General features: G+C 57.0%; 35 protein-coding genes. 24 read left to right on the forward strand and 11 right to left on the reverse strand.

The window, feature by feature from the left end; translation table 11 throughout:
• Positions 1-2 precede the first annotated feature (2 nt).
• The 5 genes from GS611_RS18955 to GS611_RS18975 all read right to left on the reverse strand — a co-directional run bounded on the left by GS611_RS18955 (position 3) and on the right by GS611_RS18975 (position 5399).
• Positions 3-410, reverse strand: a complete 408-nt coding sequence (locus GS611_RS18955; protein ID WP_171638057.1) for a universal stress protein — start codon at positions 408-410, stop codon at positions 3-5.
• A gap of 65 nt (positions 411-475) precedes the next feature.
• Positions 476-802 carry an antibiotic biosynthesis monooxygenase gene (locus GS611_RS18960; protein ID WP_152459145.1) on the reverse strand — a complete coding sequence of 109 codons (327 nt, stop codon included), beginning with the start codon at positions 800-802 and terminating at the stop codon, positions 476-478.
• Positions 803-946: 144 nt separating this feature from the next.
• Entirely contained in the window at positions 947-3235 is a 2289-nt protein-coding gene (locus tag GS611_RS18965) for a glycosyl hydrolase family 28-related protein (RefSeq protein ID WP_171638059.1), read from the reverse strand.
• Positions 3236-3373: 138 nt separating this feature from the next.
• On the reverse strand, positions 3374-3775 hold the full coding sequence (locus GS611_RS18970; RefSeq protein ID WP_171638061.1) for a DUF4864 domain-containing protein: 402 nt from the start codon (positions 3773-3775) through the stop codon (positions 3374-3376).
• 49 nt (positions 3776-3824) lie between these two features.
• Entirely contained in the window at positions 3825-5399 is a 1575-nt protein-coding gene (locus GS611_RS18975) for a lysine--tRNA ligase (RefSeq protein WP_171638063.1), read from the reverse strand.
• A gap of 365 nt (positions 5400-5764) precedes the next feature.
• Here GS611_RS18975 and GS611_RS18980 point away from each other — a divergent pair, with 365 nt between their 5' ends.
• The 3 genes from GS611_RS18980 to GS611_RS18990 all read left to right on the forward strand — a co-directional run bounded on the left by GS611_RS18980 (position 5765) and on the right by GS611_RS18990 (position 7372).
• Positions 5765-6490 carry a bifunctional 2-polyprenyl-6-hydroxyphenol methylase/3-demethylubiquinol 3-O-methyltransferase UbiG gene (locus GS611_RS18980; protein ID WP_171638065.1) on the forward strand — a complete coding sequence of 242 codons (726 nt, stop codon included), beginning with the start codon at positions 5765-5767 and terminating at the stop codon, positions 6488-6490.
• Positions 6487-6861: an EamA family transporter gene (locus GS611_RS18985; RefSeq protein ID WP_216597870.1), complete on the forward strand. Its 375-nt coding sequence runs from the start codon at positions 6487-6489 to the stop codon at positions 6859-6861. The genes GS611_RS18980 and GS611_RS18985 overlap by 4 nt, the downstream gene beginning before the upstream one ends.
• Positions 6862-6949: 88 nt before the next feature.
• Positions 6950-7372 (forward strand): tellurite resistance TerB family protein, encoded by a 423-nt coding sequence (locus tag GS611_RS18990; RefSeq protein ID WP_117872968.1) that lies wholly within the window; start codon positions 6950-6952, stop codon positions 7370-7372.
• 19 nt (positions 7373-7391) lie between these two features.
• Here the strand turns inward: GS611_RS18990 and dacB are convergent, their stop codons facing one another.
• From dacB to GS611_RS19005, 3 genes are all read right to left on the reverse strand, one after another.
• Positions 7392-8870 (reverse strand): D-alanyl-D-alanine carboxypeptidase/D-alanyl-D-alanine-endopeptidase, encoded by a 1479-nt coding sequence (gene dacB / locus GS611_RS18995; RefSeq protein ID WP_171638067.1) that lies wholly within the window; start codon positions 8868-8870, stop codon positions 7392-7394.
• Positions 8871-8936: 66 nt separating this feature from the next.
• Positions 8937-9557 carry a nicotinate-nucleotide adenylyltransferase gene (locus GS611_RS19000; RefSeq protein ID WP_171638069.1) on the reverse strand — a complete coding sequence of 207 codons (621 nt, stop codon included), beginning with the start codon at positions 9555-9557 and terminating at the stop codon, positions 8937-8939.
• A gap of 32 nt (positions 9558-9589) precedes the next feature.
• Entirely contained in the window at positions 9590-10060 is a 471-nt protein-coding gene (locus GS611_RS19005; RefSeq protein ID WP_171638071.1) for an MOSC domain-containing protein, read from the reverse strand.
• Positions 10061-10196: 136 nt separating this feature from the next.
• Here GS611_RS19005 and ettA point away from each other — a divergent pair, with 136 nt between their 5' ends.
• Positions 10197-11864: an energy-dependent translational throttle protein EttA gene (ettA, locus tag GS611_RS19010; RefSeq protein WP_171638073.1), complete on the forward strand. Its 1668-nt coding sequence runs from the start codon at positions 10197-10199 to the stop codon at positions 11862-11864.
• A gap of 82 nt (positions 11865-11946) precedes the next feature.
• Entirely contained in the window at positions 11947-12696 is a 750-nt protein-coding gene (locus GS611_RS19015) for a short-chain dehydrogenase (protein ID WP_171638075.1), read from the forward strand.
• 240 nt (positions 12697-12936) lie between these two features.
• Here GS611_RS19015 and GS611_RS19020 read toward each other — a convergent pair whose 3' ends face one another.
• Positions 12937-13242, reverse strand: coding sequence for a hypothetical protein (locus GS611_RS19020; protein WP_171638077.1), 306 nt, complete (start codon positions 13240-13242; stop codon positions 12937-12939).
• 261 nt (positions 13243-13503) lie between these two features.
• Here GS611_RS19020 and rplB point away from each other — a divergent pair, with 261 nt between their 5' ends.
• From rplB to GS611_RS19050, 6 genes are all read left to right on the forward strand, one after another.
• Positions 13504-14346 carry a 50S ribosomal protein L2 gene (rplB, locus tag GS611_RS19025; RefSeq protein WP_170356688.1) on the forward strand — a complete coding sequence of 281 codons (843 nt, stop codon included), beginning with the start codon at positions 13504-13506 and terminating at the stop codon, positions 14344-14346.
• A 3-nt stretch (positions 14347-14349) separates the two neighbouring features.
• Positions 14350-14628: a 30S ribosomal protein S19 gene (rpsS, locus tag GS611_RS19030; protein ID WP_068348022.1), complete on the forward strand. Its 279-nt coding sequence runs from the start codon at positions 14350-14352 to the stop codon at positions 14626-14628.
• A gap of 3 nt (positions 14629-14631) precedes the next feature.
• On the forward strand, positions 14632-15012 hold the full coding sequence (gene rplV / locus GS611_RS19035) for a 50S ribosomal protein L22 (protein WP_039538267.1): 381 nt from the start codon (positions 14632-14634) through the stop codon (positions 15010-15012).
• A complete protein-coding gene (rpsC, locus tag GS611_RS19040; RefSeq protein ID WP_171638079.1) occupies positions 15012-15722 on the forward strand; it encodes a 30S ribosomal protein S3 in 711 nt (236 codons plus the stop codon). The genes rplV and rpsC overlap by 1 nt, the downstream gene beginning before the upstream one ends.
• Positions 15723-15734: 12 nt before the next feature.
• Positions 15735-16148 carry a 50S ribosomal protein L16 gene (gene rplP, locus GS611_RS19045; RefSeq protein WP_117872242.1) on the forward strand — a complete coding sequence of 138 codons (414 nt, stop codon included), beginning with the start codon at positions 15735-15737 and terminating at the stop codon, positions 16146-16148.
• 234 nt (positions 16149-16382) lie between these two features.
• On the forward strand, positions 16383-17003 hold the full coding sequence (locus GS611_RS19050; RefSeq protein WP_171638081.1) for a 2OG-Fe(II) oxygenase family protein: 621 nt from the start codon (positions 16383-16385) through the stop codon (positions 17001-17003).
• Between the two features lie 77 nt (positions 17004-17080).
• Here GS611_RS19050 and GS611_RS19055 read toward each other — a convergent pair whose 3' ends face one another.
• Positions 17081-17524 (reverse strand): GFA family protein, encoded by a 444-nt coding sequence (locus GS611_RS19055; protein ID WP_171638083.1) that lies wholly within the window; start codon positions 17522-17524, stop codon positions 17081-17083.
• A gap of 339 nt (positions 17525-17863) precedes the next feature.
• On the opposite strand from GS611_RS19055, the gene rpmC reads away from it, so the two are divergent.
• From rpmC to rpmD, 11 genes are all read left to right on the forward strand, one after another.
• The gene (gene rpmC / locus GS611_RS19060) at positions 17864-18070 is read left to right on the forward strand and encodes a 50S ribosomal protein L29 (protein ID WP_010437082.1); all 207 of its coding nucleotides are present in this window, start codon (positions 17864-17866) and stop codon (positions 18068-18070) included.
• Positions 18071-18074: 4 nt separating this feature from the next.
• Positions 18075-18305 carry a 30S ribosomal protein S17 gene (rpsQ, locus tag GS611_RS19065; protein WP_171638085.1) on the forward strand — a complete coding sequence of 77 codons (231 nt, stop codon included), beginning with the start codon at positions 18075-18077 and terminating at the stop codon, positions 18303-18305.
• Between the two features lie 75 nt (positions 18306-18380).
• On the forward strand, positions 18381-18749 hold the full coding sequence (rplN, locus tag GS611_RS19070; RefSeq protein WP_008757934.1) for a 50S ribosomal protein L14: 369 nt from the start codon (positions 18381-18383) through the stop codon (positions 18747-18749).
• Positions 18750-18751: 2 nt separating this feature from the next.
• Positions 18752-19063, forward strand: coding sequence for a 50S ribosomal protein L24 (gene rplX, locus GS611_RS19075; RefSeq protein WP_152459159.1), 312 nt, complete (start codon positions 18752-18754; stop codon positions 19061-19063).
• Positions 19056-19616 (forward strand): 50S ribosomal protein L5, encoded by a 561-nt coding sequence (gene rplE, locus GS611_RS19080; RefSeq protein ID WP_171638087.1) that lies wholly within the window; start codon positions 19056-19058, stop codon positions 19614-19616. The genes rplX and rplE overlap by 8 nt, the downstream gene beginning before the upstream one ends.
• Positions 19617-19635: 19 nt before the next feature.
• On the forward strand, positions 19636-19941 hold the full coding sequence (gene rpsN / locus GS611_RS19085) for a 30S ribosomal protein S14 (RefSeq protein ID WP_010437098.1): 306 nt from the start codon (positions 19636-19638) through the stop codon (positions 19939-19941).
• 13 nt (positions 19942-19954) lie between these two features.
• On the forward strand, positions 19955-20347 hold the full coding sequence (rpsH, locus tag GS611_RS19090; protein ID WP_068340741.1) for a 30S ribosomal protein S8: 393 nt from the start codon (positions 19955-19957) through the stop codon (positions 20345-20347).
• Positions 20348-20358: 11 nt separating this feature from the next.
• Positions 20359-20892 (forward strand): 50S ribosomal protein L6, encoded by a 534-nt coding sequence (gene rplF, locus GS611_RS19095; protein ID WP_152459161.1) that lies wholly within the window; start codon positions 20359-20361, stop codon positions 20890-20892.
• A gap of 11 nt (positions 20893-20903) precedes the next feature.
• Positions 20904-21263 (forward strand): 50S ribosomal protein L18, encoded by a 360-nt coding sequence (gene rplR, locus GS611_RS19100; protein ID WP_058283506.1) that lies wholly within the window; start codon positions 20904-20906, stop codon positions 21261-21263.
• A gap of 115 nt (positions 21264-21378) precedes the next feature.
• Positions 21379-21945: a 30S ribosomal protein S5 gene (gene rpsE, locus GS611_RS19105; RefSeq protein WP_170328768.1), complete on the forward strand. Its 567-nt coding sequence runs from the start codon at positions 21379-21381 to the stop codon at positions 21943-21945.
• A gap of 12 nt (positions 21946-21957) precedes the next feature.
• Positions 21958-22146 (forward strand): 50S ribosomal protein L30, encoded by a 189-nt coding sequence (gene rpmD, locus GS611_RS19110; RefSeq protein ID WP_050605831.1) that lies wholly within the window; start codon positions 21958-21960, stop codon positions 22144-22146.
• A 100-nt stretch (positions 22147-22246) separates the two neighbouring features.
• Here rpmD and GS611_RS19115 read toward each other — a convergent pair whose 3' ends face one another.
• Positions 22247-22678, reverse strand: coding sequence for a MarR family winged helix-turn-helix transcriptional regulator (locus tag GS611_RS19115; protein ID WP_171638089.1), 432 nt, complete (start codon positions 22676-22678; stop codon positions 22247-22249).
• A 77-nt stretch (positions 22679-22755) separates the two neighbouring features.
• Between GS611_RS19115 and GS611_RS19120 the strand changes: the two genes are divergently transcribed.
• Together GS611_RS19120 and GS611_RS19125 are read left to right on the forward strand one after the other, a co-directional pair.
• Complete coding sequence (locus tag GS611_RS19120; protein ID WP_171638091.1) at positions 22756-23124, forward strand: antibiotic biosynthesis monooxygenase; 369 nt, start codon at positions 22756-22758, stop codon at positions 23122-23124.
• Positions 23125-23145: 21 nt separating this feature from the next.
• Positions 23146-23607 (forward strand): hypothetical protein, encoded by a 462-nt coding sequence (locus GS611_RS19125; RefSeq protein WP_171638093.1) that lies wholly within the window; start codon positions 23146-23148, stop codon positions 23605-23607.
• The last annotated feature ends 98 nt before the right edge of the window (positions 23608-23705 follow it).

The following is a 23705-nucleotide window of genomic DNA, read 5'->3' on the forward strand; positions in this document are numbered from 1 at the left end:
CATCAGCGGACCACATGTACGGCACATCCCGCATGCCGAACGACATGAGATGCGGTTGAGCCCAACAGCAGGTCCTGCATCCCCGGCCGGTGGGACGCAATTATGATCAGATCGGGTTTGTTCGCCTCGGCCCAATCCAGAATGGTCCGGCCGGAATGTCCTTCGATCACCAAACCCTTTGCATTCGGCAGCTGCGATGCCAGTTCATCCAGTTCTGCCTGAATCGCCTTGCGCGCCTCTGTCAGGTATTCGGACGGCATGTACGAGATTGCATAGTTGGGAATATGCTCAACCACATGCAACAATGTCACCTGCGCGTCTGGCGTGGCCAGAATCCGGGCCAGCTTCAAAGGCCCGGATGTATCTCTTTCAACATCGAACGAGATGGGGACCAGAATGTTGTGATACATGATGTGAGCCTCCGTTTTTGCAGGCTAACTTTGAAACAGATACGAATTGCAGGCTTTGATTCAGGTCAGGAACTGCCGAATGTCTCAGCGACGTCATACATGACCGGTTCAAAGCTTTTGCAGAGTTCGTTGATCTTGCGGTTGCGATCGCGCATTTCAGGCGTGCGCAGCATGGCAAGGAAATCTTCGCGGCGTTCCCATTGCGAATAGTTTGCTATTCGGGTTTGCGCGTCATTGACGTGCAGCCCGGCGGAAACGAAACCTGGCTGCTTCGAAATGAACTCGGCATAGGCATCCGTCAGAGCTTCCAGAAGGTCCTGGCAGGTGCCAGGCGTCATTTCAAAGGTCGTGATAACTGTCTGAACACTGGCGTTTTTGGCGATTTTCAGCATCGGGATTCTCCACTTTCTGTCCCAAGCCTAACACATCAAAATGAAACGTCGCCTATTTCCTGCCGACCTTGCAAACCGGGTCTGTCATTTTACGGTCAGATCAGAGTGAAATGGCCACCCGTTTCGGGGTGGCCAGACAGCCTTTTAACGTTCCATGCGCATCAGAACCGAGGCCGTACCCTTTACATGCTCTGGCCAACGCAACAGAAAACTGTCGCCCGTCGCCCCCTGTTCGACCTCAACATGAGGCGCGCTGAAGACGTGGTTGTTGAACACCCCCGAGAGCACACCGATCGTCGCAACCCCATCGCAGCTTCTTGCTTTGCCGTCGAAAGGCAACTGCCCGTTTGCCGAAACAGGCCAAAGATTGGACACCGAGTTCTGCGTATAACGAACCCTCAACGGGTTTGCGGATTTCCTTGTTACGCCATGATACGTATTGTTCTGGAAGGTCACGTTCGAGTGCCTGTCTTTGTTCAAGTCGGCAAAGCTTGTATCCACCCGATCCGCTCGAAAGATTTCACCGCTCGTGGCACGGAACTTGTTGCCGGTCACGACCAGGCCATTGAGAAAATGCCCGGGCCCATAGGGACGAATGACGATGAAACTGAACCAGGACGGGGCCTGACTGGAATAAAAGATGTTGTCCGTGATGCTCATTGCACTGAACGAAAAGCCACTCGTGTAGGTCGGCGACGGGTCGCGTTCATTCGTCCATTCGACGAAACAGTTGTCGACATAATTCTCGGCGATAGTGGAACTGTTGTAGGTGCCGATCATGATCAAACCGGCCGTACGCACACCTTGCGGGATGCTATCGCCCTGAAAGACATGGTTGCCCAGGATCATGTTGTTGTCACCACCCAGAACGGCGAAATGTCTGAAACGCACCGCTCGGTTGTGGCGCAACTTCACATCGTTTGAATTGGTATTCAACGCAATGGAATACCGGTCCGTTACGACAAGGGATTCTTCTGCTGACAGGAACTGGCAATTATCGATCAGCATACCCTTGCACCCCGTTCCGGTCGACGTGATCCCCCGGTTTTTCGGGCGGCTGATAAAACAGTCGCTCAACGAAAACGTACTGCCGGAGGCCGCCAAACGAATTCCGCTGCATCGGCTGTTGCACTGAAATTCGATCTGTTCCATGCCGAATTTCCGAAGCGTGCTGAAGCCGCTGAAATCCAGCAGGTACTTGAGTGAATAGAATGTGAAAGACTGGGTCCCCGAAGCCCCCACAAGAGGCGCACTCAGTGTGATCTCACCCGCACCGACATTCTTTGACCGTACATAGATTTCGCGCCCGACTCCGCTGCCGGCAACGTAGGACCCAACAGGAATGTTGGCGACATTCGCGACATTGGTCAGACGCGTTTTGTCCGACGGATCATAGGTCGCAGTCGAGGTGAACGTTTCGGTATCCCACGCCGAACTGCTTTTGACATCAAACTGACCATTCCGGATCACGCGACGGGTTGAAAAACCACTTTGCTTGTTGGGAACCGCTGCGGCCATGTCGATCGGCGCGGTGACGGAAATCTTGCGACCACCCAAATCCAGCGAGTCATGATCCGAATTGTTCAGGAGGGCCTGAAACGCTTTTTTGAACGCCAGTTCTTCGTCTCCGAAAGCCGAGATGTAAGCCGGCAGATGGAAATCCTTTGTCAGCAACAGCATCTTGTCATCCGGCATGGTGACTGTGCCTTCAAAGTCCATTTCGGATGTCATACTGGTGTTTTCGGCCAGATGATAAGTCCCTTGCGGAACGTAAACCCGACGGCCACCCGCCGCCTGATCGGCCGCTTCAAACGCAGCTGAATCATCCGTCACACCGTCGCCGATGGCCCCATAGTCGCGCACATCCACAACACTGATCATCTCACGCAGGAAGACACCGGTGACATCCGTGATCTCCAGGTCGTCGACACGCACCAGCGCCCCATTCGCGCCCTCAATATCCAGACCAAAATGGCCATACAGGGCGGCCAGCCCCCAAGGCATGTCCACGCCGGGGCGTTTGCCGGTTCCGACAATCGCCGTTATTTCATGCACTCTTCCATAGCCCGACAGCTGTGTTGCAGGCCCCTGCTCCACGACACCTGACACATGCGTGTCCCCTGCGCCCCCGGCCCAGGCCGCTATGCGCACCGACGGCAAAGGGCCGCTGATCGCCTTGACCCGCGCTTTGATCTGCAAATAGCAACCAGGCAAAATCGGCGTCTGGCCCATGTATCGAAGCTGTTGGGTGGTTTGGACTTTCAGGATCTCCAGACAGCCACCAAAATCGGCATCCGCAGGCACGAAAACCCCCGTGCCGGATCCACCATATGTGGGCGAGCCGGGCGTTCCGTCCCCCGCAGACCAAACGTTCAGGCCATTCGCGAATTGAGGCGGCATGAAGACGATGCCGTCAGTGATTGCCTTGTTCATTGAAAACCCTTTCTAAATCGCGCCACGCCAATCTGGCAACGCGTCCAAACCCCGTGTCCAGGTCCGCCCCGAACGCGTCAGTCTGAATACCGAAAGAGAATTAACCACGGCTCATATCACCGTGACGGTGGTGTTGCCTCAGGCCGCAGGGTCAGCGTTGCCCAACAATTGGACGCCATTGATTTTCCAACCGCTTTCCAGAGGGATCATCTGATAGTCCAATATGTGCACACGCCCGTTTGCATCCGTGATCATCACCTTCTGCCACAAGGCTCCTGCAATTTCACGCAACTCCAGAAAACGTATGTCGGCAGGACGCCAGACCATCGGATATCCATTGCGCACCATCTGTCCGAAATTGTCGGGGTTCTGAAAAAGGCGCTGGATGCTGGGGCTGGCAAAGGTGAAGGCCGTGGCAAAATCATCCGCCTTGAAGGCCTGTATCTGCGCCGAAATGTTTGCTTCGATCTCTGCGTTTTGCGCAAACGCGCCCGACCCCAGCCCAACACTCAGGGATACAGCAAGCAAAAATCGACGCATGGGGCCACCTCCTGCAAAGAAGAGTAGCCCCATAGGGGATCAGGTCAAATCAGACCAGCTCTCCGGCCAGCGCCTTGTCGATCAGGCCAATTGTCTCTGGCACACCGTACAGCGCGATAAAGCCGCCAAAACGCGGGCCCTGCGATGCACCCAGAAGCACTTCGTACAACGCCGTGAACCAACCGCGCATGGGGTCGAACCGCTCACGCCCGATGGAATAGACCACTGATTGGAGCGCCTCGTCCTCGGTCGGGCCATCATAAGCCTCAAGCGCGGCTTTCAGCGCTTCCAGCGCCTCGCGCTCCTGATCCGTGGGTGCGCGATGTTTGCGCGTTGGTTTGACGAAATCGTTGAAGTAGCGAACCGCAAAGCCCGCGGCCTGATCCAGATCGGGATGGCTTTCAGCCGTTGCTTCCGGCGCATAGCGGCGAATAAAGCCCCACAGCGTCTCCTTGTCTTCCGCGCCCGAGACCGACGCCAGGTTCAGCAACATCGCAAACGGTACGATCAGGGTCGATTCTGGAACGTCGCCACCGTGAATGTGCCAGACCGGATTGTTCAACTGAGCTTTCAGGTCCTGCCCCGGATAGGCGCGCAGCTGCTGATGATACTCATCATAGGCTTTCGGGATCACGTCGAAATGCATCCGCTTGGCAGTCTTGGGTTTTTGGTACATGAAATACGCTAGGCTTTCAGTCGGCGCATAGGTCAGCCATTCGTCAATCGAGACACCATTGCCCGACGATTTCGAGATCTTCTGGCCATTCTCATCCAGAAACAGCTCATAGCTGAAATGCTCGGGCGCGCGGCCGCCCAATGCACGGCAGATCGCGTCATAGATCTTTTCGTTGGTAGCATGTTCTTTGCCGTACATCTCAAAATCGACACCCAGCGCTGCCCAGCGCGCCCCGAAATCCGGCTTCCATTGCAGCTTCACGTTGCCACCGGTGACGGGAACGGTCCATTCCTTGCCGTCTTCATCATCGAATGTGACGGTATAGGTCTCTGCACACACTTTCTTCATCGGCACATACAAAACCCGACCGGTTTCCGGGTGGATCGGCAGGAAGATCGAATAGGTCTGCTGGCGTTCTTCCCGCAGGCTTTTCAACATGATGGCCATCACGTCGTCATAGCGTTCAACTGCACGCTTCAGAATCTCGTCGAATTGGCCCGAGCGATAGAAATCACGCGCCGAATAGAACTCATATTCGAATCCGAAGGTATCGAGGAACCGGCGCAGCATCGCGTTGTTGTGCTCGCCGAAGCTGGGGTATTCGCCAAACGGATCGGGAACCGAAGTCAACGGGCGCTGCAAATGTTCCTCAAGCGCCTCCGGGTTGGGCACGTTGCTGGGCACCTTGCGCATCCCGTCCAGATCGTCTGAAAAACAGATCAACTTGGTCGGCATGTCCGAAAGCGCCTCGAACGCGCGCTTGACCATCGTGGTCCGCGCGACCTCGCCGAACGTTCCGATATGCGGCAAGCCAGACGGGCCGTAACCGGTTTCGAACAGCACATACCCCTTTTCCGGAGCACCCTTCTGATAGCGTTTGAGCAACCGGCGCGCCTCTTCAAAAGGCCAGGCCTTGGACGACATCGCGGTTTCACGCAGTTCAGACATTTCAATGTGCTCCATCGGGGAAAGTGCCGCGGTCACCCCATGCAACCGGACCGGCCCCTCCTATTGTGCCAGTGCAGCATGAGTCAATAAAGCAGTGGCGCAATTCGCGACACACTGCGCCAAAAAACAGTCGCCCTCGGGCCGGTAGGGAAACGTTCCTTGGCCCGCAAACACTCTGTCCGGGATATCCGCGCTGCATTTTCACCGGCCAGCCTTGCTCAGGCCACAAAGGTGGTTCGATTGTTCCTCCGAAACAAAAAAGACACGGGCGCGGGCGCAAACTTGACCCGGTTGTTTCGCCCGCTCACCGGGCAGTGTTAGACAAAGGCGACACGGGGGGGGTTCCCCGGACCAGAGGAAACGGGATGCGACGCGAAACCACCAACCGTATACGCTTTGTACTCGAAGATATCGTGCCGCCTGTCCTGCGTGACAGCGCCGCGTTTCATTGGCTGGCATGCAGGGTTTGGGGCGACCATATCACGCGCCTTGCCGAATTCCGTGAACGCGCAACCTATCTGACGGATGACGAATACGAAAAGCTCTACCGCGATCATCCGCGCGTGCATCAGGGCACCGACAATTCCGAAGCCTGCATCAAGCGGATTGCCAAGGATATCGTCGGGCAAAGCATCTGCGATATCGGCTGCGGCACCGGAGTTCTTTTGCAACGCATAAAGGCCGCCCGGCCCGACATCACGCAACTGACAGGGGTGGATTTCGTCGTCGATGATGCGGCTGCCATCGACAATATCGACTATGTTGCAGCTCGGATCGAAGAACTGCCGTTTGAAGACAACAGCTTTGACACCGTAATCTGTACCCACGTGATCGAGCATCTTCTGGAATACCGTCAAGCAATCGCTGAACTGCGTCGTGTCGCGCGAAAACGCGTCATTATCGTCGTCCCGCGTGAACGCGAAAGCAGGTACACCTTCAATCCGCATTTCAACTTTTTCCCCTACACCCACAGCTTTCTGCGCGCGGTGTATCCCAGCCCGGACATCCATGTCTGCGAAGATCTGGGGCGCGACATCTACTATTGCGAAGACCGCCCCGAGGAAAAACCGGAACCGGAGCACCAAGGATGACTCCGCCCGCCCCAACGACACTGGTCTGGGCTGGTTTGCTGTTCACACCAGTTATGATCTCGGCCGGGCAAATTCTGTTCAAACTGGCGGGAAACCGGATTGATGGGCGCGAAGCCACCGGATTGGCGGGCCTCATCCAGACGCTGTTCGATCCTTTCCTTTTGACAGCCTTTGCCATCTATGGCTCGGCTACAGTGCTGTGGGTGTATGTCCTGCGGTATCTGACTCTGTCCCAGGCCTACCCTTTTATGGCCCTCAGTTTCGTTCTTGTGCCACTGGCCTCGCACGTCTTCTTCGGCGAAACACTTGGGCTGCGCTACTGGCTGGGGGCCGCGCTTTTGATTTCGGGAATGATGGTCATGAATACCTGATCGCGCGGGATGGATGAAACAAGGTGTTGAACCTGACCCGCTGCGCTCATATCGTGCGTCCTCGAACGACCCCAATCAGGACCATCCCATGACCGAGCAAGTGCCCCACCCGATGTCCCCGCAGGATTGCCTTGTGGCGATCATGGTTGCAGTCTCGGCCTCTGACGAAAACATCCGAACCGCCGAGCTGGTCAAGATCGAGGTTGCCGTGAACATGCTGCCGGTCTTTGCCGGGTATGACATCGATCGGACCCGTCGTGTATCACAGATTGTTTTTGACCTGTTCGAACAGGAAGACGGTTTGGATGCGCTGTTTGGCCTGATCCGCGAAAACCTGCCCGAGCGTCTGAACGAAACGGCCTATGCTCTGGCGTGCGATGTTGCGGCTGCCGACGGTGCGCTGGCCGAAACGGAACTGCGCCTGCTGGAAGAAATCCGGTACGAGCTGAATATCGACCGTCTGCATGCCGCCGCAATCGAACGCGGGGCGCGCGCACGCCACACGGTCTGATCCGGGCAATCTACGGGTTTCAGATTCCGTAGAGTGCGCCCCAACGTTCCAGCAAGGCCCGTTGCAGTTTCCGCGACCTGCGGTTCCAGCTTCGCGCGCCTTCAGGCCGTTCGCGTTGTGCGCGAGGAATCTTGGCGCGGTGGGCCACGTCCGCCGTAAAAATGGCAAAGGCCAGATCGACCCCGTCCGCCGTTGTCAGGAAACCGCCCAACCCGGATACGAAGTTCAATGTGCCTGTCTTGGCATCGACCTTGATCGGGTGGTTCTTTACCGGCCGCCCATTTCGATCCGTCAAGGCAAAAGGCTTCATCAATGGGCGCAATACGCCCATTTTCCGGGCCGCGACAAGGGCCGCGACCAGATCCGCCGGCACCATACGCGAGGCATCGCCAAGACCGGAATGATCGACCATCGCGATCCCGTTCACGCCAAAGCTCTGAGACGCCCAACGGTTCATCTCGGCCGCCGACTCCGCCAGGTTGCGCGGGTCAACGCCCCGCGCTTTGGTTGCGGCCAGCCCGACCATCTCGGCCGTCAGGTTCGTCGAGTATTTCAGCATCCCCTGCAAAATACTGTTCAATGGATCGCTGCGATGCACCACAAGGTCGACGCCTTTTGGCGCCTCTCGTGTCACTTGCACCCGATTCAAAACGATTCCATTGGATCGGGCCAAAGTACGAAACACATCACCCGTGTACAATGCGGGTTTGCGCACAGGCAGCCAGCGCGCCCCGCCATTGCCCAGCGCGCCCTTGGCCACGGTCCAGCGGTCCTGCCGCGCACTTGGCTGATAGGTATAGATAGGCAAGCTGCGGTTCTCGACCCGCATGGCTGCCACATCAACTGCCGGCACATATCGCGCGCTGCGGGCATCCAAGGTCACATCGTAACCCTTACCGGCACGCTTCCACTCGAAATGGACCCGATTGAAATTCAACGATATCCCGCTTACCGCCGGGCTGTACCCCACATGATCCGGCTGACCGGGATCAATGCTGAACACGAAGGGCAGCGCCCCGTCATAGACCTTGAAGGCTCCTCGAACCTCGGTGATTCCGGCCTCGCGCAGGTTGGCCGCCATCGTGGCCAGCGCATCCGTATCCAACAGCGGGTCACCCCCGCCTGCCAGTATCAGATCGCCATGCAAAATCCCGTTTTCAATTGGCCCATCTGCGATCAAACGGGTTTCGAACCGGTGGTCAGGCCCCAGAACGTCCAGCGCGTAAAGCGCGGTCATCGCCTTGCCGACACTGGCCGGGGGCAAGCCCGCACCTTCACCAAAAACCTCCAGCGGCTTTCCGGTCGCCACATCCGCGACGGCGAAAACAACTTCGCCCGTCAACCCTGCGGCTGCAACCAAACGCTCGGCACCACTCAACAGCGCCGCACGCGCGCGCGGTCTGAGCGAGACCAGCGGCGCCTGCGCCAAACCAGTTGCCGGGATCAGAGACGCCCCCAATCCTCCCAGAAACTCACGACGTGAAAAACGACCAGCCATAGTTGGAATAAAATCCCACAGATCAAATGCGCGCAACCACTCGCTGCGATTATGCGCCGGGCAAGGCTATTCCGGCAACACTTCCGCGCGCCATTCGCCGCGCGTCCGAATCTCAGTGGAACTGACATCAACCATCGGCACATTCACGAAACACCAGGCCGGAGCCTGCGCCCGCCCCAAAAGATGCCGCGCCTGCCCGTCGATCCTGTACTTGGCATAGACCCGTGCCGCCCTGGACATCCGGGCAGATATCCGGTCGCCGGGCCGCGCGACCACACCGACAGGGACACTGTCCATGATCCCTCGCCAGTCTTTCCAGCGGTGAAACTGCGCCAGATTGTCCGCCCCCATCAGCCACACAAATCGGACCTGTGGATACAATCGCTGCAACACTGTCAGAGTATCCGCAGTCGCGCGTGTACCTGTGAGCGCCTCGATGTCTGTCACTTCGACACGCGGATGCTGCATCACATTCCGCGCTGCCGCCATTCGCTTGTCCATGGGCGCGGGCCCGCGTTCCTTCAACGGATTGCCCGGCGATACCAGCCACCAAACCCGATCCAGCCCGAACGCCTTCATCGCTTGAAGCGTGACATGCACATGGCCCTGATGCGGTGGATCAAACGACCCGCCGAACAGACCGACGACCTGCCCAGGTCGCGCATAGGGTATGCCGTACCGCTCCATACCCTGCTGATGTTCAGAACTGCGAGGCGTTGTCAATCAACAGGTTGCACCACATCACCCAGCCGAACCCGCCCGGGTCGCACGACTTCGGCGCACCATCCTCCGTGCCCACGCACGGAGGAATAGCCGCCTTTGCCCAGCGCTTCTTCCATCCGGCTGCACGGCGCACAAATCACGGTGAGGCGCAAAATTGCCTCGCCCACCTGCACCTCGCGCCCTTTGAGCGCCGTCAGATTGATCCCCGAAACCACCAGGTTGCGCCGCAGGATTTCAGGCGCAACCGGCCCCTGCCCCAGATACGACCCAATCGCCGCCAGATGCTCCTGCTGGATCAAAGTCACTGCTCTCTTGCCAACGCGGGCGCGGTCACTGATCAGACCGGCCTCAGTAATCACGGATTCCTCCAGTGACACCATCTCGGCCCGGCGCTCTGGTCGCGCTCCGATCCAAGTCACGCAACCGGGCTGCGCCCAACCCGCAATCAACTCGGCCAGTTCCGACATAACACCCCCATTTGCAACGCACCCACACTATGCCGCCCGACCCAAAGACGAAATTCACAAAACCACCAGCTTGCCCCGCCCGTCCCGCTCGGATATCCAGCGTTTCAACCAAATTCCCCGACCCAGAGGACGCGACATGGCTGCCTATCAATATGTCTACCACATGCAGGGTGTCTCCAAGACCTATCCCGGTGGCAAGAAGTGTTTTGAAAACATCCACCTCAGCTTTCTGCCCGGCGTGAAAATCGGTGTCGTCGGCGTCAACGGCGCCGGTAAATCGACGCTGATGAAGATCATGGCCGGCCTGGACACCGACTTCACCGGCGAGGCATGGGCCGCCGAGGGGGCCAAGGTCGGCTATCTGCCGCAGGAACCGCAACTGGACGAATCCCTGACCGTTCGCGAAAACGTCATGCTGGGCGTGGCCGGGAAAAAGGCCAAGGTCGACCGCTTCAACGAGATCGCGATGGAGATCGCCGAGAACTACTCGGACGAGCTGATGGAGGAAATGACCACCCTGCAGGACGCGATCGACGCGGAAAACCTGTGGGATCTGGACAGCCAGATCGATGTCTCGATGGAGGCGCTGCGCTGCCCGCCGGACGATGCCAACATCGCCAACCTCTCGGGTGGTGAGAAACGCCGCGTGGCGCTGTGCAAGCTGCTGCTGGAAGCGCCCGACATGCTGCTTCTGGACGAACCGACCAACCACCTGGACGCGGAAACCATCGCCTGGCTGCAACAGCACCTGATCGACTACAAAGGCACCATCCTGATCGTCACCCACGACCGTTATTTCCTGGATGACATCACCGGCTGGATTCTCGAATTGGACCGCGGCCGTGGCATTCCGTACGAAGGCAACTATTCCTCGTGGCTGGAGCAGAAAGCAAAACGGCTTGAGCAGGAAGCACGCGAGGACAAATCCAAGCAGAAGACGCTACAGCGCGAACTGGAATGGATGCGTCAGGGTCAAAAGGCGCGTCAGGCCAAATCCAAAGCCCGGATCAACGCCTATAACGAGCTGGCGGAACAGTCCGAGCGCGAAAAGCTGACCCGCGCTCAGATCGTCATCCCCAACGGCCCGCGCCTAGGCAGCAAGGTGATCGAGGTCAACGGGCTGGCCAAGCACATGGGCGACAAGCAACTGATCGAAAATCTCTCGTTCAGCCTGCCGCCCGGTGGCATCGTCGGCGTGATCGGCCCCAACGGCGCCGGTAAATCGACCCTGTTCAAAATGCTCACCGGCCATGAAAAGCCCGATGCCGGCACCATCGAATACGGCGACACGGTCGAGCTGTCCTATGTCGACCAGTCCCGCGACGACCTGAAAGACAACGACACAGTGTGGGAGGCGATCACCGGCGGCGCCGAGATCATCCAGCTGGGCGACGCGCAGGTCAATTCCCGCGCCTATTGCTCGTCCTTCAACTTCAAGGGCGGCGACCAGCAGAAAAAGGTCTCGCTGCTATCCGGGGGTGAGCGCAACCGTGTCCACATGGCCCGCCTGCTGAAAGAGGGCGGCAACGTCCTACTGCTCGACGAACCCACCAACGACCTCGACGTCGAAACCCTGCGCGCACTGGAAGACGCCTTGGTCGATTTCGCTGGCTGCGCCGTGGTGATCTCACACGACCGCTTTTTCCTCGATCGGATCTGCACGCATATTCTGGCGTTTGAAGGCGACGCGCATGTGGAATGGTTCGAGGGTAACTTCGAGGATTACGAAGAGGACAAAAAACGGCGGTTGGGGCCGGACGCGCTGGAGCCCAAGCGGTTGAAACATAAGAAGTTTGCGCGGTAGTCAAATGCGAGACATGACCCCCGCATCCTTCTTTTTTGAGTTACCGCTGTACGCGGAGGCACAACTGCCTACGGACGCATCCATGCACGCAACGCTATATCAGAAGCGTGGATCTGTTTGGAATGGTACGGAGGGCCTTAGTCCAGCGCGCCAAACACGTGTTGATGGCCATTGTCCGTTTTGCAAGCAAAGCGCGACATTTGAAATTGCAGCTGCAACCACCATCCCAAGTGGCGATCCTTGGAGCAATGTATTTGACCGTCGTTCATTTGACCGTGTTGACTTGGTGTGCACTCGAGCCGGCCATCGACTACTTTATTTCTTTTACATTAATGGGCTTACAATCACAAAGGTCGGTCAATACCCATCGCTTGCAGACATTGCTAACGATGAAGCAGCAACATACCGGGATGTTCTAGACAGAGATGACGCCGCCGAACTACACAAGGCTATAGGACTTGCGGCACATGGTGTTGGCATTGGATCATTCGTTTATCTTCGGCGAATTTTTGAGCGTTTGATTACTAAAAGGTTCCTACAGTTCAAGGAGCAAGAAGGATGGAATGACGAGGATTTCTTCAAACTGAGAATGGATGAAAAAGTTCATTTTCTTGCGGGTCACCTTCCAAGTTTTCTCGTTGAAAACAAAAGGCTTTATTCTATCCTTAGCAAAGGAATACACGAGTTATCTGAGGATGTGTGTTTGCGGGCATTTGAGCCGATTAAATTATCCATGAAGATAATCCTGGATGAAGATAAGAAAGTTCAGGAACAGCTCAAGTTGCGCGAGTTGGCATCTATTGCGATTGCCGACTTTGATGCACAGAAGTGATAAACTGCAAACATAGGATGAGCGCTCGCACCCCTCACGCCAACTGGTCGGCCGGGCTTCAGCCCGGCACCCCTCGAAACACCCACACCTTTACCAACATCCGCCGATGAATGGCCTCAAAACCCTTCAATCGCTCTGAGGGGAATTGTGAATGCCGGGCTGAAGCCCGGCCTACGGGGGTGTTCTTTGTATCACGGCTCTCCGAATGCGCCGTCCGTCACACCGCCGCTCCATTCTGGATCAACCTAACCCGCGCGGATATCGCGATAGATTGACGATTACGGTCACTCGGTAAAGTGCTTCCCCAGCCCGCTCATGAATGCGGCCGCCAAGCAGCAGCGGCTCAACATAAAATACATTGGACTGATTACGGGGGCAGCACCATGCCAGATCGGTTTCCGCGAAACCTTTTGGCCCGGCACCAATAAGCCCGGTCTCCGAGCCTTCCCATGGGGGCTCACTGCACCAAAGTTCACAGGAAACAATTTCAACCTTTTCTGTCAGGTCCTGTTCCCGCTCTGTGAGTTCCAGCAACAGTTCGAACATTTCTGGGTTTAGCATCCAGGCCGTAAACCACAACGCGTTTGGCAGGATGCGGTATTCAAGGCCGCAGAAGAAGTTTGATACTCTCTCTTGTCACCCGGTCCCAACACTGCTAAACGCACCCAATCTTACGGCCTCGGATTCGTTCCGGGGCCTTAGATATTTTGAACCGGGGACCTTCGGGGCCCTATACCCTTGGCACCTACGGGGGCCTCTCACATAGCGGGGAAATCCCCTGCACTTGCTAAACGGAAGACAGAAAGCATGGCACTTAAGTCGTACAAGCCGACGACGCCGGGCCAGCGCGGGCTGGTGCTGATCGACCGTTCGGAGCTTTGGAAAGGACGTCCGGTCAAGTCTCTCACAGAGGGTTTGACCAAATCGGGCGGCCGGAACAACACCGGACGGATCACTTCACGCCGCCGCGGCGGTGGCGCAAAGCGTCTCTACCGGATCGTTGACTTCAAACGGAACAAATTTGATGTCGCGGCAACCGTCGAGCGGATCGAATATGACCCGAACCGGACCGCATTCATCGCACTGGTAAAATACGAAGACGGCGAGCAGGCATACATCCTGGCTCCGCAGCGTCTGGCTGTTGGTGACAAGGTCATCGCGTCGGCAAAAGCTGACATCAAGCCGGGCAACGCAATGCCTTTCTCGGGCATGCCGATCGGTACCATTGTCCACAACATCGAGATGAAGCCTGGCAAAGGCGGTCAGATCGCACGTGCGGCCGGTACATACGCTCAGTTCGTTGGTCGCGATGGCGGCTACGCTCAGATCCGTCTGAGCTCGGGCGAGCTGCGCATGGTCCGTCAGGAATGCATGGCCACCGTTGGTGCCGTGTCCAACCCCGACAACTCGAACCAGAACCTCGGTAAAGCCGGTCGTATGCGCCACAAAGGCGTACGTCCGTCGGTTCGTGGTGTTGCAATGAACCCGATCGATCACCCGCACGGTGGTGGTGAAGGTCGTACCTCGGGTGGCCGTACACCGGTTACACCGTGGGGTAAGGACACCAAGGGTAAGCGTACCCGCAACAAGAACAAAGCGTCCCAGAAGCTGATCATCCGCTCGCGGCACGCCAAGAAGAAGGGACGTTAATCTATGTCTCGCTCTGTTTGGAAGGGTCCTTTCGTCGATGCTTATGTGCTTAAAAAAGCCGAAGCAGCGCGCGAGTCGGGCCGCAACGAAGTCATCAAGATCTGGTCACGTCGTTCCACCATTCTGCCCCAGTTCGTGGGTCTGACCTTTGGTGTGTACAATGGCCAGAAGCATATCCCGGTAAACGTCACGGAAGACATGATTGGTCAGAAGTTCGGTGAGTACTCGCCGACCCGGACCTATTATGGTCACGCCGCAGACAAAAAAGCGAAGCGGAAGTAAGTCATGGGCAAGGAAAAGAACCCCCGCCGCGTGGCTGAAAACGAAGCAATGGCGAAAACCCGCATGCTTCGCACCAGCCCGCAGAAACTGAACCTGGTTGCGCAAATGATCCGCGGCAAGAAAGTCGAGAAGGCTCTGACCGACCTGACTTTCTCGAACAAGCGTGTCGCGCAGGACGTCAAAAAGTGCCTGCAGTCCGCAATCGCGAATGCCGAAAACAACCACAACCTGGACGTTGACGAGCTGATCGTCGCCGAAGCATGGGTTGGCAAGAACCTGGTCATGAAGCGCGGTCGCCCGCGTGCCCGTGGCCGTTTCGGCAAGATCATGAAGCCGTTCTCGGAGATCACCATCAAGGTGCGTCAAGTTGAGGAGCAAGCCTAATGGGACATAAAGTCAATCCGATCGGCATGCGCCTGCAGGTCAACCGCACCTGGGACAGCCGCTGGTACGCTGACACCAAGGATTACGGTGATCTTCTGCTGGAAGACATCAAGATCCGTGAGTTCATCCAGAAAGAGTGCAAGCAGGCCGGTGTTGCACGTGTGATCATCGAACGTCCGCACAAGAAGTGCCGCGTCACGATCCACACCGCACGTCCGGGTGTCATCATCGGCAAGAAAGGTGCAGACATCGAAGTTCTGCGCAAGAAGCTGGCCCAGATGACCGACAGCGAACTGCACCTGAACATCGTCGAAGTGCGCAAACCCGAGCTTGACGCGCAGCTGGTTGCCGAGTCGATCGCTCAGCAGCTGGAACGTCGTGTTTCGTTCCGTCGCGCAATGAAGCGCTCGGTTCAGAACGCCATGCGCATGGGTGCCCTGGGTATCCGGGTGAACGTCGCTGGCCGTCTGGGCGGCGCCGAAATCGCACGGACCGAATGGTACCGCGAAGGCCGCGTGCCTCTGCACACCCTGCGTGCCGACATCGATTACGCACATGCCGAAGCAATGACCCCCTACGGGATCATCGGGATCAAGGTCTGGATCTTCAAAGGTGAGATCATGGAGCACGATCCGCAGGCACGTGACCGTAAAGCACAGGAACTCCAGGACGGCCCTGCACCTCGTGGTGCTGGTGGCGGTCGTCGCTAAGGAGGGAAAGATATGCTTCAACCAAAGCGTACTAAATTCCGCAAGATGCACAAAGGCCGGATCAAGGGCGAAGCCAAGGGCGGCTCTGATCTGAACTTTGGCACCTACGGTCTGAAAGCCCTGCAGCCCGAGCGCGTCACCGCACGCCAGATCGAAGCTGCACGTCGTGCCATGACCCGTCACATGAAACGTCAGGGTCGTGTCTGGATCCGTATCTTCCCCGACACTCCGGTCACTGCAAAGCCGATCGAAGTTCGTATGGGTAAAGGTAAGGGTTCGGTGGACCGCTGGGTTTGCAAGGTCAAGCCCGGTCGCGTGATGTTCGAAATCGACGGCGTCAATGACGACATCGCCCGCGAGGCCCTGCGCCTGGCCGCGATGAAGCTGCCGATCAAGACCCGCGTCGTGGTTCGCGAAGACTGGTGAGCGATCCGGGGGTTTCCCCGTTCGTGATATATTTGACCCCCGTCGGGAAACCGGCGGGGGTTATCATTTGGGGGCGCTGCCCCCGCCGCGGCAAGCCGCGACTCCCCCGGGATATTTATGGCCAGATGAAGCAGGGGATCCGGATTTCATCTGGCAAAAAATATCCCGGAGCGCGAGGCAGAGCCTCGCAAAAGAGCCATCGCAATCGCGGTGAAGCTGGGTTAAGAGGGCGCTATGGCACAGATTGAATCACTCTTCGTAACCCGTCTCTACCGCGCTGCATTGTCTGAGTTTGATCCCAGGATCGACCCGGAAGAACTGGAAAACTCGTGCCTTGTCATTGCCGAGGACGATGAGGCCGGGCAGGATTGGTGTGAGGAAAACGGCTATCCCGGTTATACCAGTTATGCCTCGCTGACCGATCTGCCATGGCGGTTCCCGATCTTTGCCGATTTGGTCAAAGTGCTGGATCAGCATGTGGCGGCCTTCGCCAAGGATCTGGAATTCGATCTGGGCGAGGGAGAGTTGAAGCTCGAGGACCTCTGGATCAATATCCTGCCCGAGGGCGGCATGCACTCCAGCCACCTGCACCCGCACAGCGTGATCTCGGGCACGACGTACGTGTCGATGCCCGAGGGGGCAAGTGCGCTGAAGCTGGAAGACCCCCGCTCGGGCCGTATGATGGCGGCCCCAACGCGGATCAAAGGTGGGCGGCGCGATTTGCAGCCCTTTATCTATATGAAGCCTCAGGTCGGCGACGTGCTGCTGTGGGAAAGCTGGCTACGCCACGAGGTGCCGATGAACATGGCCGAGGAAGAGCGGATATCGGTCAGTTTCAACTATCGGTGGGACTGAACGCTCCCACCGAATACCGGCATCTTGAATGTCAGCGAACACCGTTGGTACTTCGCTCAGAATGAGCGTAAGCCCTGTCAGGTGGCAGGTGAAGGCCAAGCAAATTCTGGACGAAGCGCTTCATATACCGGTCGTCCGTCATCAGGCTTGGGGTACCCTTTGCTGTCATCATAAAACGCGTGGTAAGTCGCTGCCGGAAACTGGCTGTCATCATACCCCATCACGTTGGGTACAGCCACGCGTATGCGCTTTTGCTTATCATCCAGCATCAGCGCGGCCCCGCACTCTGAACATGTGCAAAGCTCTAAAGGGCCATCGGGATTGTTGGCGTTGAATGGTTGACGGTTCATCTTATCTTCGGGGTCTGCTGACAGGTCTGAGTAGTTAAAGAACGCAACATGTGTTGTGTGCTGTCCGGTCACGGACTTACAGACATCACAATGGCATTCATGGTTGTCTATCGGCTCTGCCGTCGCGACTATCTTGACGTGTTCACATCCTCCTGAATAAGGACTGGTCATTTTCTTACCTCCTCTGTGAACTTCAGGCTTTTGGGCCTTCTCTATTGGGCGCCGAACGCGGCCTGTTGGCAATACAGACCTTGGCCTGAGTTTGGATGAGGAATACTTCGAGGAACCTTTGTGGTTGGCCACCTGCTCAGCGACCGGGAGCAACTTATTCCCTTGGCGTAAAGAAGACGTCAAACTTACCCTTGCCACCCACCCCCTAAACCCTTATACGACGGCATCCTGCAAGTCCCCCGGCCGAGTCGGGGGATTCGTGTGTCTATCATTCATCCACCAGGTCCAAGGTGACCCTGCAAGGGGGCCTTCTGGTGTTTTGAGCAAAGGAAAAAGGCGATGAACGCCCAAGAACTGCGTGACAAGACCCCGGACCAGCTCCGCGAGGAACTGGCCAACCTGAAGAAAGAAAGCTTTAACCTGCGCTTTCAACAGGCAACCGGTCAGCTGGAAAATACAGCTGGTATCAAAGCGGCCCGCCGCAATGCTGCCCGCGTCAAAACCATTCTGAACGAAAAGGCCGCTGCCGCGGCATCGGAGGAGTAATCCTATGCCCAAGCGTATCCTGTCCGGAGTAGTAACCAGCGACGCCAACGAGCAGACCGTGACTGTTTCGGTTGAACGCCGTTTCAAGCACCCGCTGCTGCAAAAAACCGTTCGTAAGTCCAAGAAATACCGGGCTCATGACGAAAAGAACGCCTTCAAGGTCGGCGACACTGTACGCATCATCGAATGCGCGCCGAAATCGAAGACGAAACGTTGGGAAGTTCTGGAGGCGTAAGCCCCCAGACCTTTCCATTTGTCGAAACCCTGGGGGAATTAACAAGACCAGCCCCCACAGGTCGGGAGAAACCACATGATCCAGATGCAGACCAATCTGGATGTCGCTGACAACTCCGGCGCACGCCGAGTTCAGTGCATCAAGGTCCTGGGTGGTTCCAAGCGTAAATACGCCTCCGTCGGCGACATCATTGTCGTCTCGGTGAAGGAAGCCATCCCACGCGGCCGCGTAAAGAAAGGTGACGTCCGCAAGGCCGTCGTCGTGCGCACCGCCAAGGAAGTCCGTCGCGAAGACGGCACCGCGATCCGTTTTGATCGCAACGCCGCCGTCATCCTGAACAACAACAACGAGCCAGTCGGTACCCGTATCTTTGGCCCCGTTGTTCGTGAACTGCGCGGCAAGAACTTCATGAAAATCATCTCGCTGGCTCCGGAGGTGCTGTAATCATGGCTGCTAAACTCCGCAAAGGCGACAAGGTCGTCGTGCTGGCCGGCAAGGACAAGGGCAAAGAGGGAACCATTTCCTCGGTTGACCCCAAGGCCGGTAAAGCTGTTGTCGATGGCATCAACATCGCCATCCGCCACACCCGTCAGTCGCAGAACTCGCAAGGTGGTCGCCTGCCTCAGGCAAACCCGATCGACCTGTCGAACCTGGCACTGCTGGACAAGAACGGCAAAGCAACCCGCGTTGGCTTCCGCATGGAAGGTGACAAGAAGGTGCGCTTCGCCAAGACCACAGGGGACGTGATCGATGCTTGATTCCGCAACCTACACCCCGCGTCTGAAAGCTCAGTACGTCGAAACCATCCGTGCCGCTCTGAAAGAAGAGTTCGGTTACAAGAACGACATGCAGCTGCCCAAGCTGGATAAGATCGTTCTGAACATCGGTTGTGGTGCCGAGGCCGTCAAAGACTCGAAGAAAGCAAAAGCTGCCGTCGAGGATCTGACTGCGATTGCCGGTCAAAAGGCCGTTGCAACCAAGGCGAAGAAGTCGATCGCGGGTTTCCGCGTCCGTGAAGACATGCCGCTGGGTGCGAAAGTGACCCTGCGCGGTGACCGGATGTACGAATTCCTGGATCGTCTGATCACCATCGCGCTGCCGCGCGTTCGTGACTTCCGCGGTGTAAAGCCTTCTTTCGATGGTCAGGGCAACTTTGCCATGGGCATGAAAGAGCACATCGTGTTCCCGGAAATCGATTTCGACAAGGTCGACGAGGTCTGGGGCTTGGATATCGTAATTGCCACCACAGCGAAAACCGACGCTGAAGCAAAGGCACTGTTGAAAGCGTTCAACATGCCGTTCAACGCATAAGCGCCGGGAGGATTGAGACATGGCTAAAAAAGCAATGATCGAACGCGAAAAGAAGCGCGAACGCCTGGTGGCCAAATATGCCGCAAAGCGTGCCGAGCTGAAAGAAATCGCGAATGACGAGAGCAAGCCGATGGAAGAGCGCTTCAAGGCGCGTCTGAAACTGGCGAAACTGCCGCGCAACAGCTCGGCCACTCGTCTGCACAACCGCTGTCAGCTGACAGGTCGTCCCCACGCTTACTACCGTAAGCTGAAGGTCAGCCGTATCGCGCTGCGCGAGCTGGGTTCTGCTGGTCAGATCCCCGGCATGGTGAAATCGAGCTGGTAAGGGAGACATAGATATGAATGATCCTATCGGCGATATGCTCACCCGTATCCGCAACGCGCAAATGCGCGGCAAGTCCACCGTTTCCACCCCGGCTTCCAAGCTGCGCGGTTGGGTTCTGGACGTGCTGGCGGACGAAGGCTACATCCGTGGCTATGAAAAGACGACCGGTGAAAACGGTCATCCGGCCATCGAAATCAGCCTGAAGTACTACGAAGGCACCCCTGTTATTCGCGAACTGAAGCGGGTCTCGAAGCCCGGCCGTCGCGTATACATGGGCGTCAATGACATCCCGCAGGTCCGTCAGGGACTGGGTGTGTCGATTGTCAGCACTCCGAAAGGTGTGATGTCGGACGCAAACGCTCGCTCCAACAATGTTGGCGGCGAAGTGCTCTGCACCGTCTTCTAAGGAGGTCTGCAATGTCTCGTATTGGTAAAAAGCCGGTCGAGCTGCCCAGCGGCGTTACTGCCACTGTGTCGGGTCAGACCATCGAAGTGAAAGGTCCGAAAGGCACCCGCAGCTTTACCGCCACCGACGACGTAACGTTGTCGGTTGAAGACAACGTGGTCAAGATCGACCCCCGCGGCATGTCCAAACGTGCCCGCCAGCAGTGGGGCATGAGCCGCACCATGGTTGCCAACCTGGTAACCGGTGTGACGACCGGCTTCAAAAAAGAGCTGGAGATCCAGGGTGTTGGTTACCGGGCTCAGATGCAGGGCAACACCCTGAAGCTGAACCTGGGTTACAGCCACGATGTTGATTTCACTGCTCCGGAAGGTGTCACCATCACCGCCCCGAAGCAGACCGAGATCGTTGTGGAAGGTATCGACCAGCAGCTGGTGGGCGAAACCGCGGCGAAAATCCGCGAGTGGCGCCGCCCCGAGCCTTACAAAGGCAAAGGCATCCGCTACAAGGGCGAGTTCATCTTCCGCAAGGAAGGCAAGAAGAAGTAAGGACGAACACAATGGCAAACAGCAAAAGAACCCTGTTTCTGAAGCGCCGCCTGCGCGTTCGGAACAAACTTCGCAAGGTCAACGCGGGTCGTCCGCGTTTGTCCGTACACCGTTCGAACAAGAACATCTCTGTTCAGCTGATCGACGACGTGCGTGGCGTGACCCTGGCCTCGGCATCGACCCTGGAAAAAGATCTGGGTGTAGTTGGCAAGAACAACGTCGAAGCGGCCACCAAAGTGGGCGCGGCCATCGCCGAGCGTGCCAAGAAGGCAGGCGTCGAAGAGGCCTATTTCGATCGTGGCGGCTTCCTGTTCCACGGCAAAGTGAAGGCTCTGGCCGACGCTGCGCGTGAAGGCGGCCTGAAGATCTAAGACTTGCGGGCAGCTTTGCGGCTGCCCCGATGATCCGGGGGCCTCGGCAACAGTCGGGGCTCACTTGGATTGAAGAAACGGCGCCGTATGCGCCACATGAGAAAAGGGATGCCAAATGGCAGAACGTGAAAACCGTCGGGGCCGTGGCCGCGACCGTGAAGAAGCACCGGAATTTGCAGATCGTCTGGTTGCGATCAACCGCGTGTCGAAAACCGTAAAAGGTGGTAAGCGCTTTGGCTTCGCCGCTCTGGTGGTTGTCGGCGATCAGAAAGGCCGCGTCGGCTTTGGCAAAGGTAAAGCGAAAGAAGTACCTGAAGCCATCCGTAAGGCGACCGAGCAAGCCAAGCGTCAGATGATCCGCGTGCAACTGCGCGAAGGTCGGACCCTGCACCACGACATCGAGGGCCGTCACGGCGCTGGTAAAGTGGTAATGCGCACCGCGCCTGAAGGTACTGGTATCATCGCCGGTGGTCCGATGCGTGCTGTGTTCGAAATGCTGGGCGTCAAGGACGTTGTGTCCAAATCGCTGGGCTCGCAGAACCCGTACAACATGATCCGCGCCACCATCAACGGCCTGCAGAAAGAGCAGAGCCCGCGTTCGGTTGCCGCACGTCGTGGTAAAAAAGTTGCCGACATCCTGCCCAAGCGGGACGAAGCACCGGCTGCTGAAGCCGAAGCGTAAGGAGAGCGACCCATGGCAAAAACCATCGTCGTCAAGCAGATCGGTTCTCCGATCCGCCGCCCCGCCGAACAGCGCGCAACCCTGATCGGCCTGGGCCTGAACAAGATGCACAAAACCCGTGAGCTGGAAGATACCCCTTCGGTCCGCGGCATGATCCGCAAGATCCCGCATCTGGTAGAGATCGTCGAAGAGCGCGGCTAATCCCGCAGCTTTGAAGACTTAGAAACGCCTCCGACCTCGGTCGGGGGTGTTTTTGTTTAATGGCTTGCCTGCCGGTGCCGTAAACTGATCCTCCTTCAATTCACCTTGAGCGCATGCCGCCTATGACTCGACGCATGTAGTTCATGAATTGTGTGCGCTCAGGGTCATTCAAGACCTGTAATGCATCGGCATTCACGTTCTGAGCTGCCTCGTAGGCGCTGCTGCGAAGTGCTGCGGCCTTCTCGGTCAACCAAATCAATTGAGCCCTAGCGTCAGCAGGGTTTTTCGTTCTTTTGATCAAGCCATCACGTTCCATACGGTTGAGCGTGTTGGCCAATGTCGCCTGTTCGACGTCAATTTTGGTCAGCAGATCCTTTTGCGTCACACCGTCTTTGAGCCAGAGTTCCAGCAAGATTGGGAATTGTCCGACGACGATGCCAAAGGGCGCAATGCGTTGCTGCAACTCCTTTGCGAACAATCGTGCCATGTGATTAACCAGATACCCGGCCGAGTTTTCTTTTTCGAAGTCCATGTCCTAGATTTACACTTGAATAGCATGCTATGCAATTTTATATAGCTTGCTATATTTTAGAATCGAAGGGAACCGAAATGGCTCGTATCAAAGAGTTGGACACGATCGTCACGCTGGCAGATCAGATGCAGACCGAGGAAGGACCGGTGGTGCTGATCAACCTGTTTACGGTGGACGCCGAAGACGAAAAGGCGCTGCTTCGGGCATGGGCGCATGATGCGGATTTCATGAAATCGCAACCGGGATATATCTCGACCCAGCTCCATCAGGGTATCGCGGGCAGTTCGACCTTTGTGAACTACGCGATCTGGCAGAACGTGCAAAGCTTTCGCGACGCATTCACTCATCCCGAGTTCCAGCGTCGGATCGCGGACTATCCAGCAAGCGCAGTGGCCCGGCCACATCTTCTTCGCAAGCTCGCAGTCGAAAACCACTGCGTCGCCTGACCCTCATTTGAGAGTAGCAACATGTTAAGAACCATCCACCCCATCGCCGGAGTAGTAGGCTTTCTTACGATCCTCGTATTCTGGACATCCACTTTGTACAGTGAGTTATTTGCAAACCATGAGACCGTCGCGGCAGTAAAGTCCATGATCGTCAGCGGGCTCTTTGTCCTGGTGCCTGCAATGGTGATTGTCGGTGCATCCGGGGCGACACTTGGGCGTCGTCGAAAAGATGCCCCTACGCTCACCAAAAAGAAACGGATGCCGATCATTGCTATGAACGGTCTCATCGTCCTTGTTCCAGCCGCCGTCTACCTGAGCGCAAAGGCAAACGCGGGCTCGTTTGATACCAGCTTCTATATTGTACAGATCATCGAACTGATTGCCGGGGCGACCAATCTGACACTGATGGGGCTGAGCATACGTGATGGTCGGGCGATGGCCGCCCGCAATAAAACGCGCGAAAGAAATGAAAGCGGCGTGTGATTGACGTGGCCCACGACATGTATAGCCATTCAACAGATGCATATCGGCTAGACCAAAATCTGCGTTGTTAGCGATAGCAAACGCTCCTATCTCTGCCT

The organism is Ruegeria sp. HKCCD6119 (genome assembly GCF_013110585.1).
GTDB lineage: Bacteria > Pseudomonadota > Alphaproteobacteria > Rhodobacterales > Rhodobacteraceae > Ruegeria.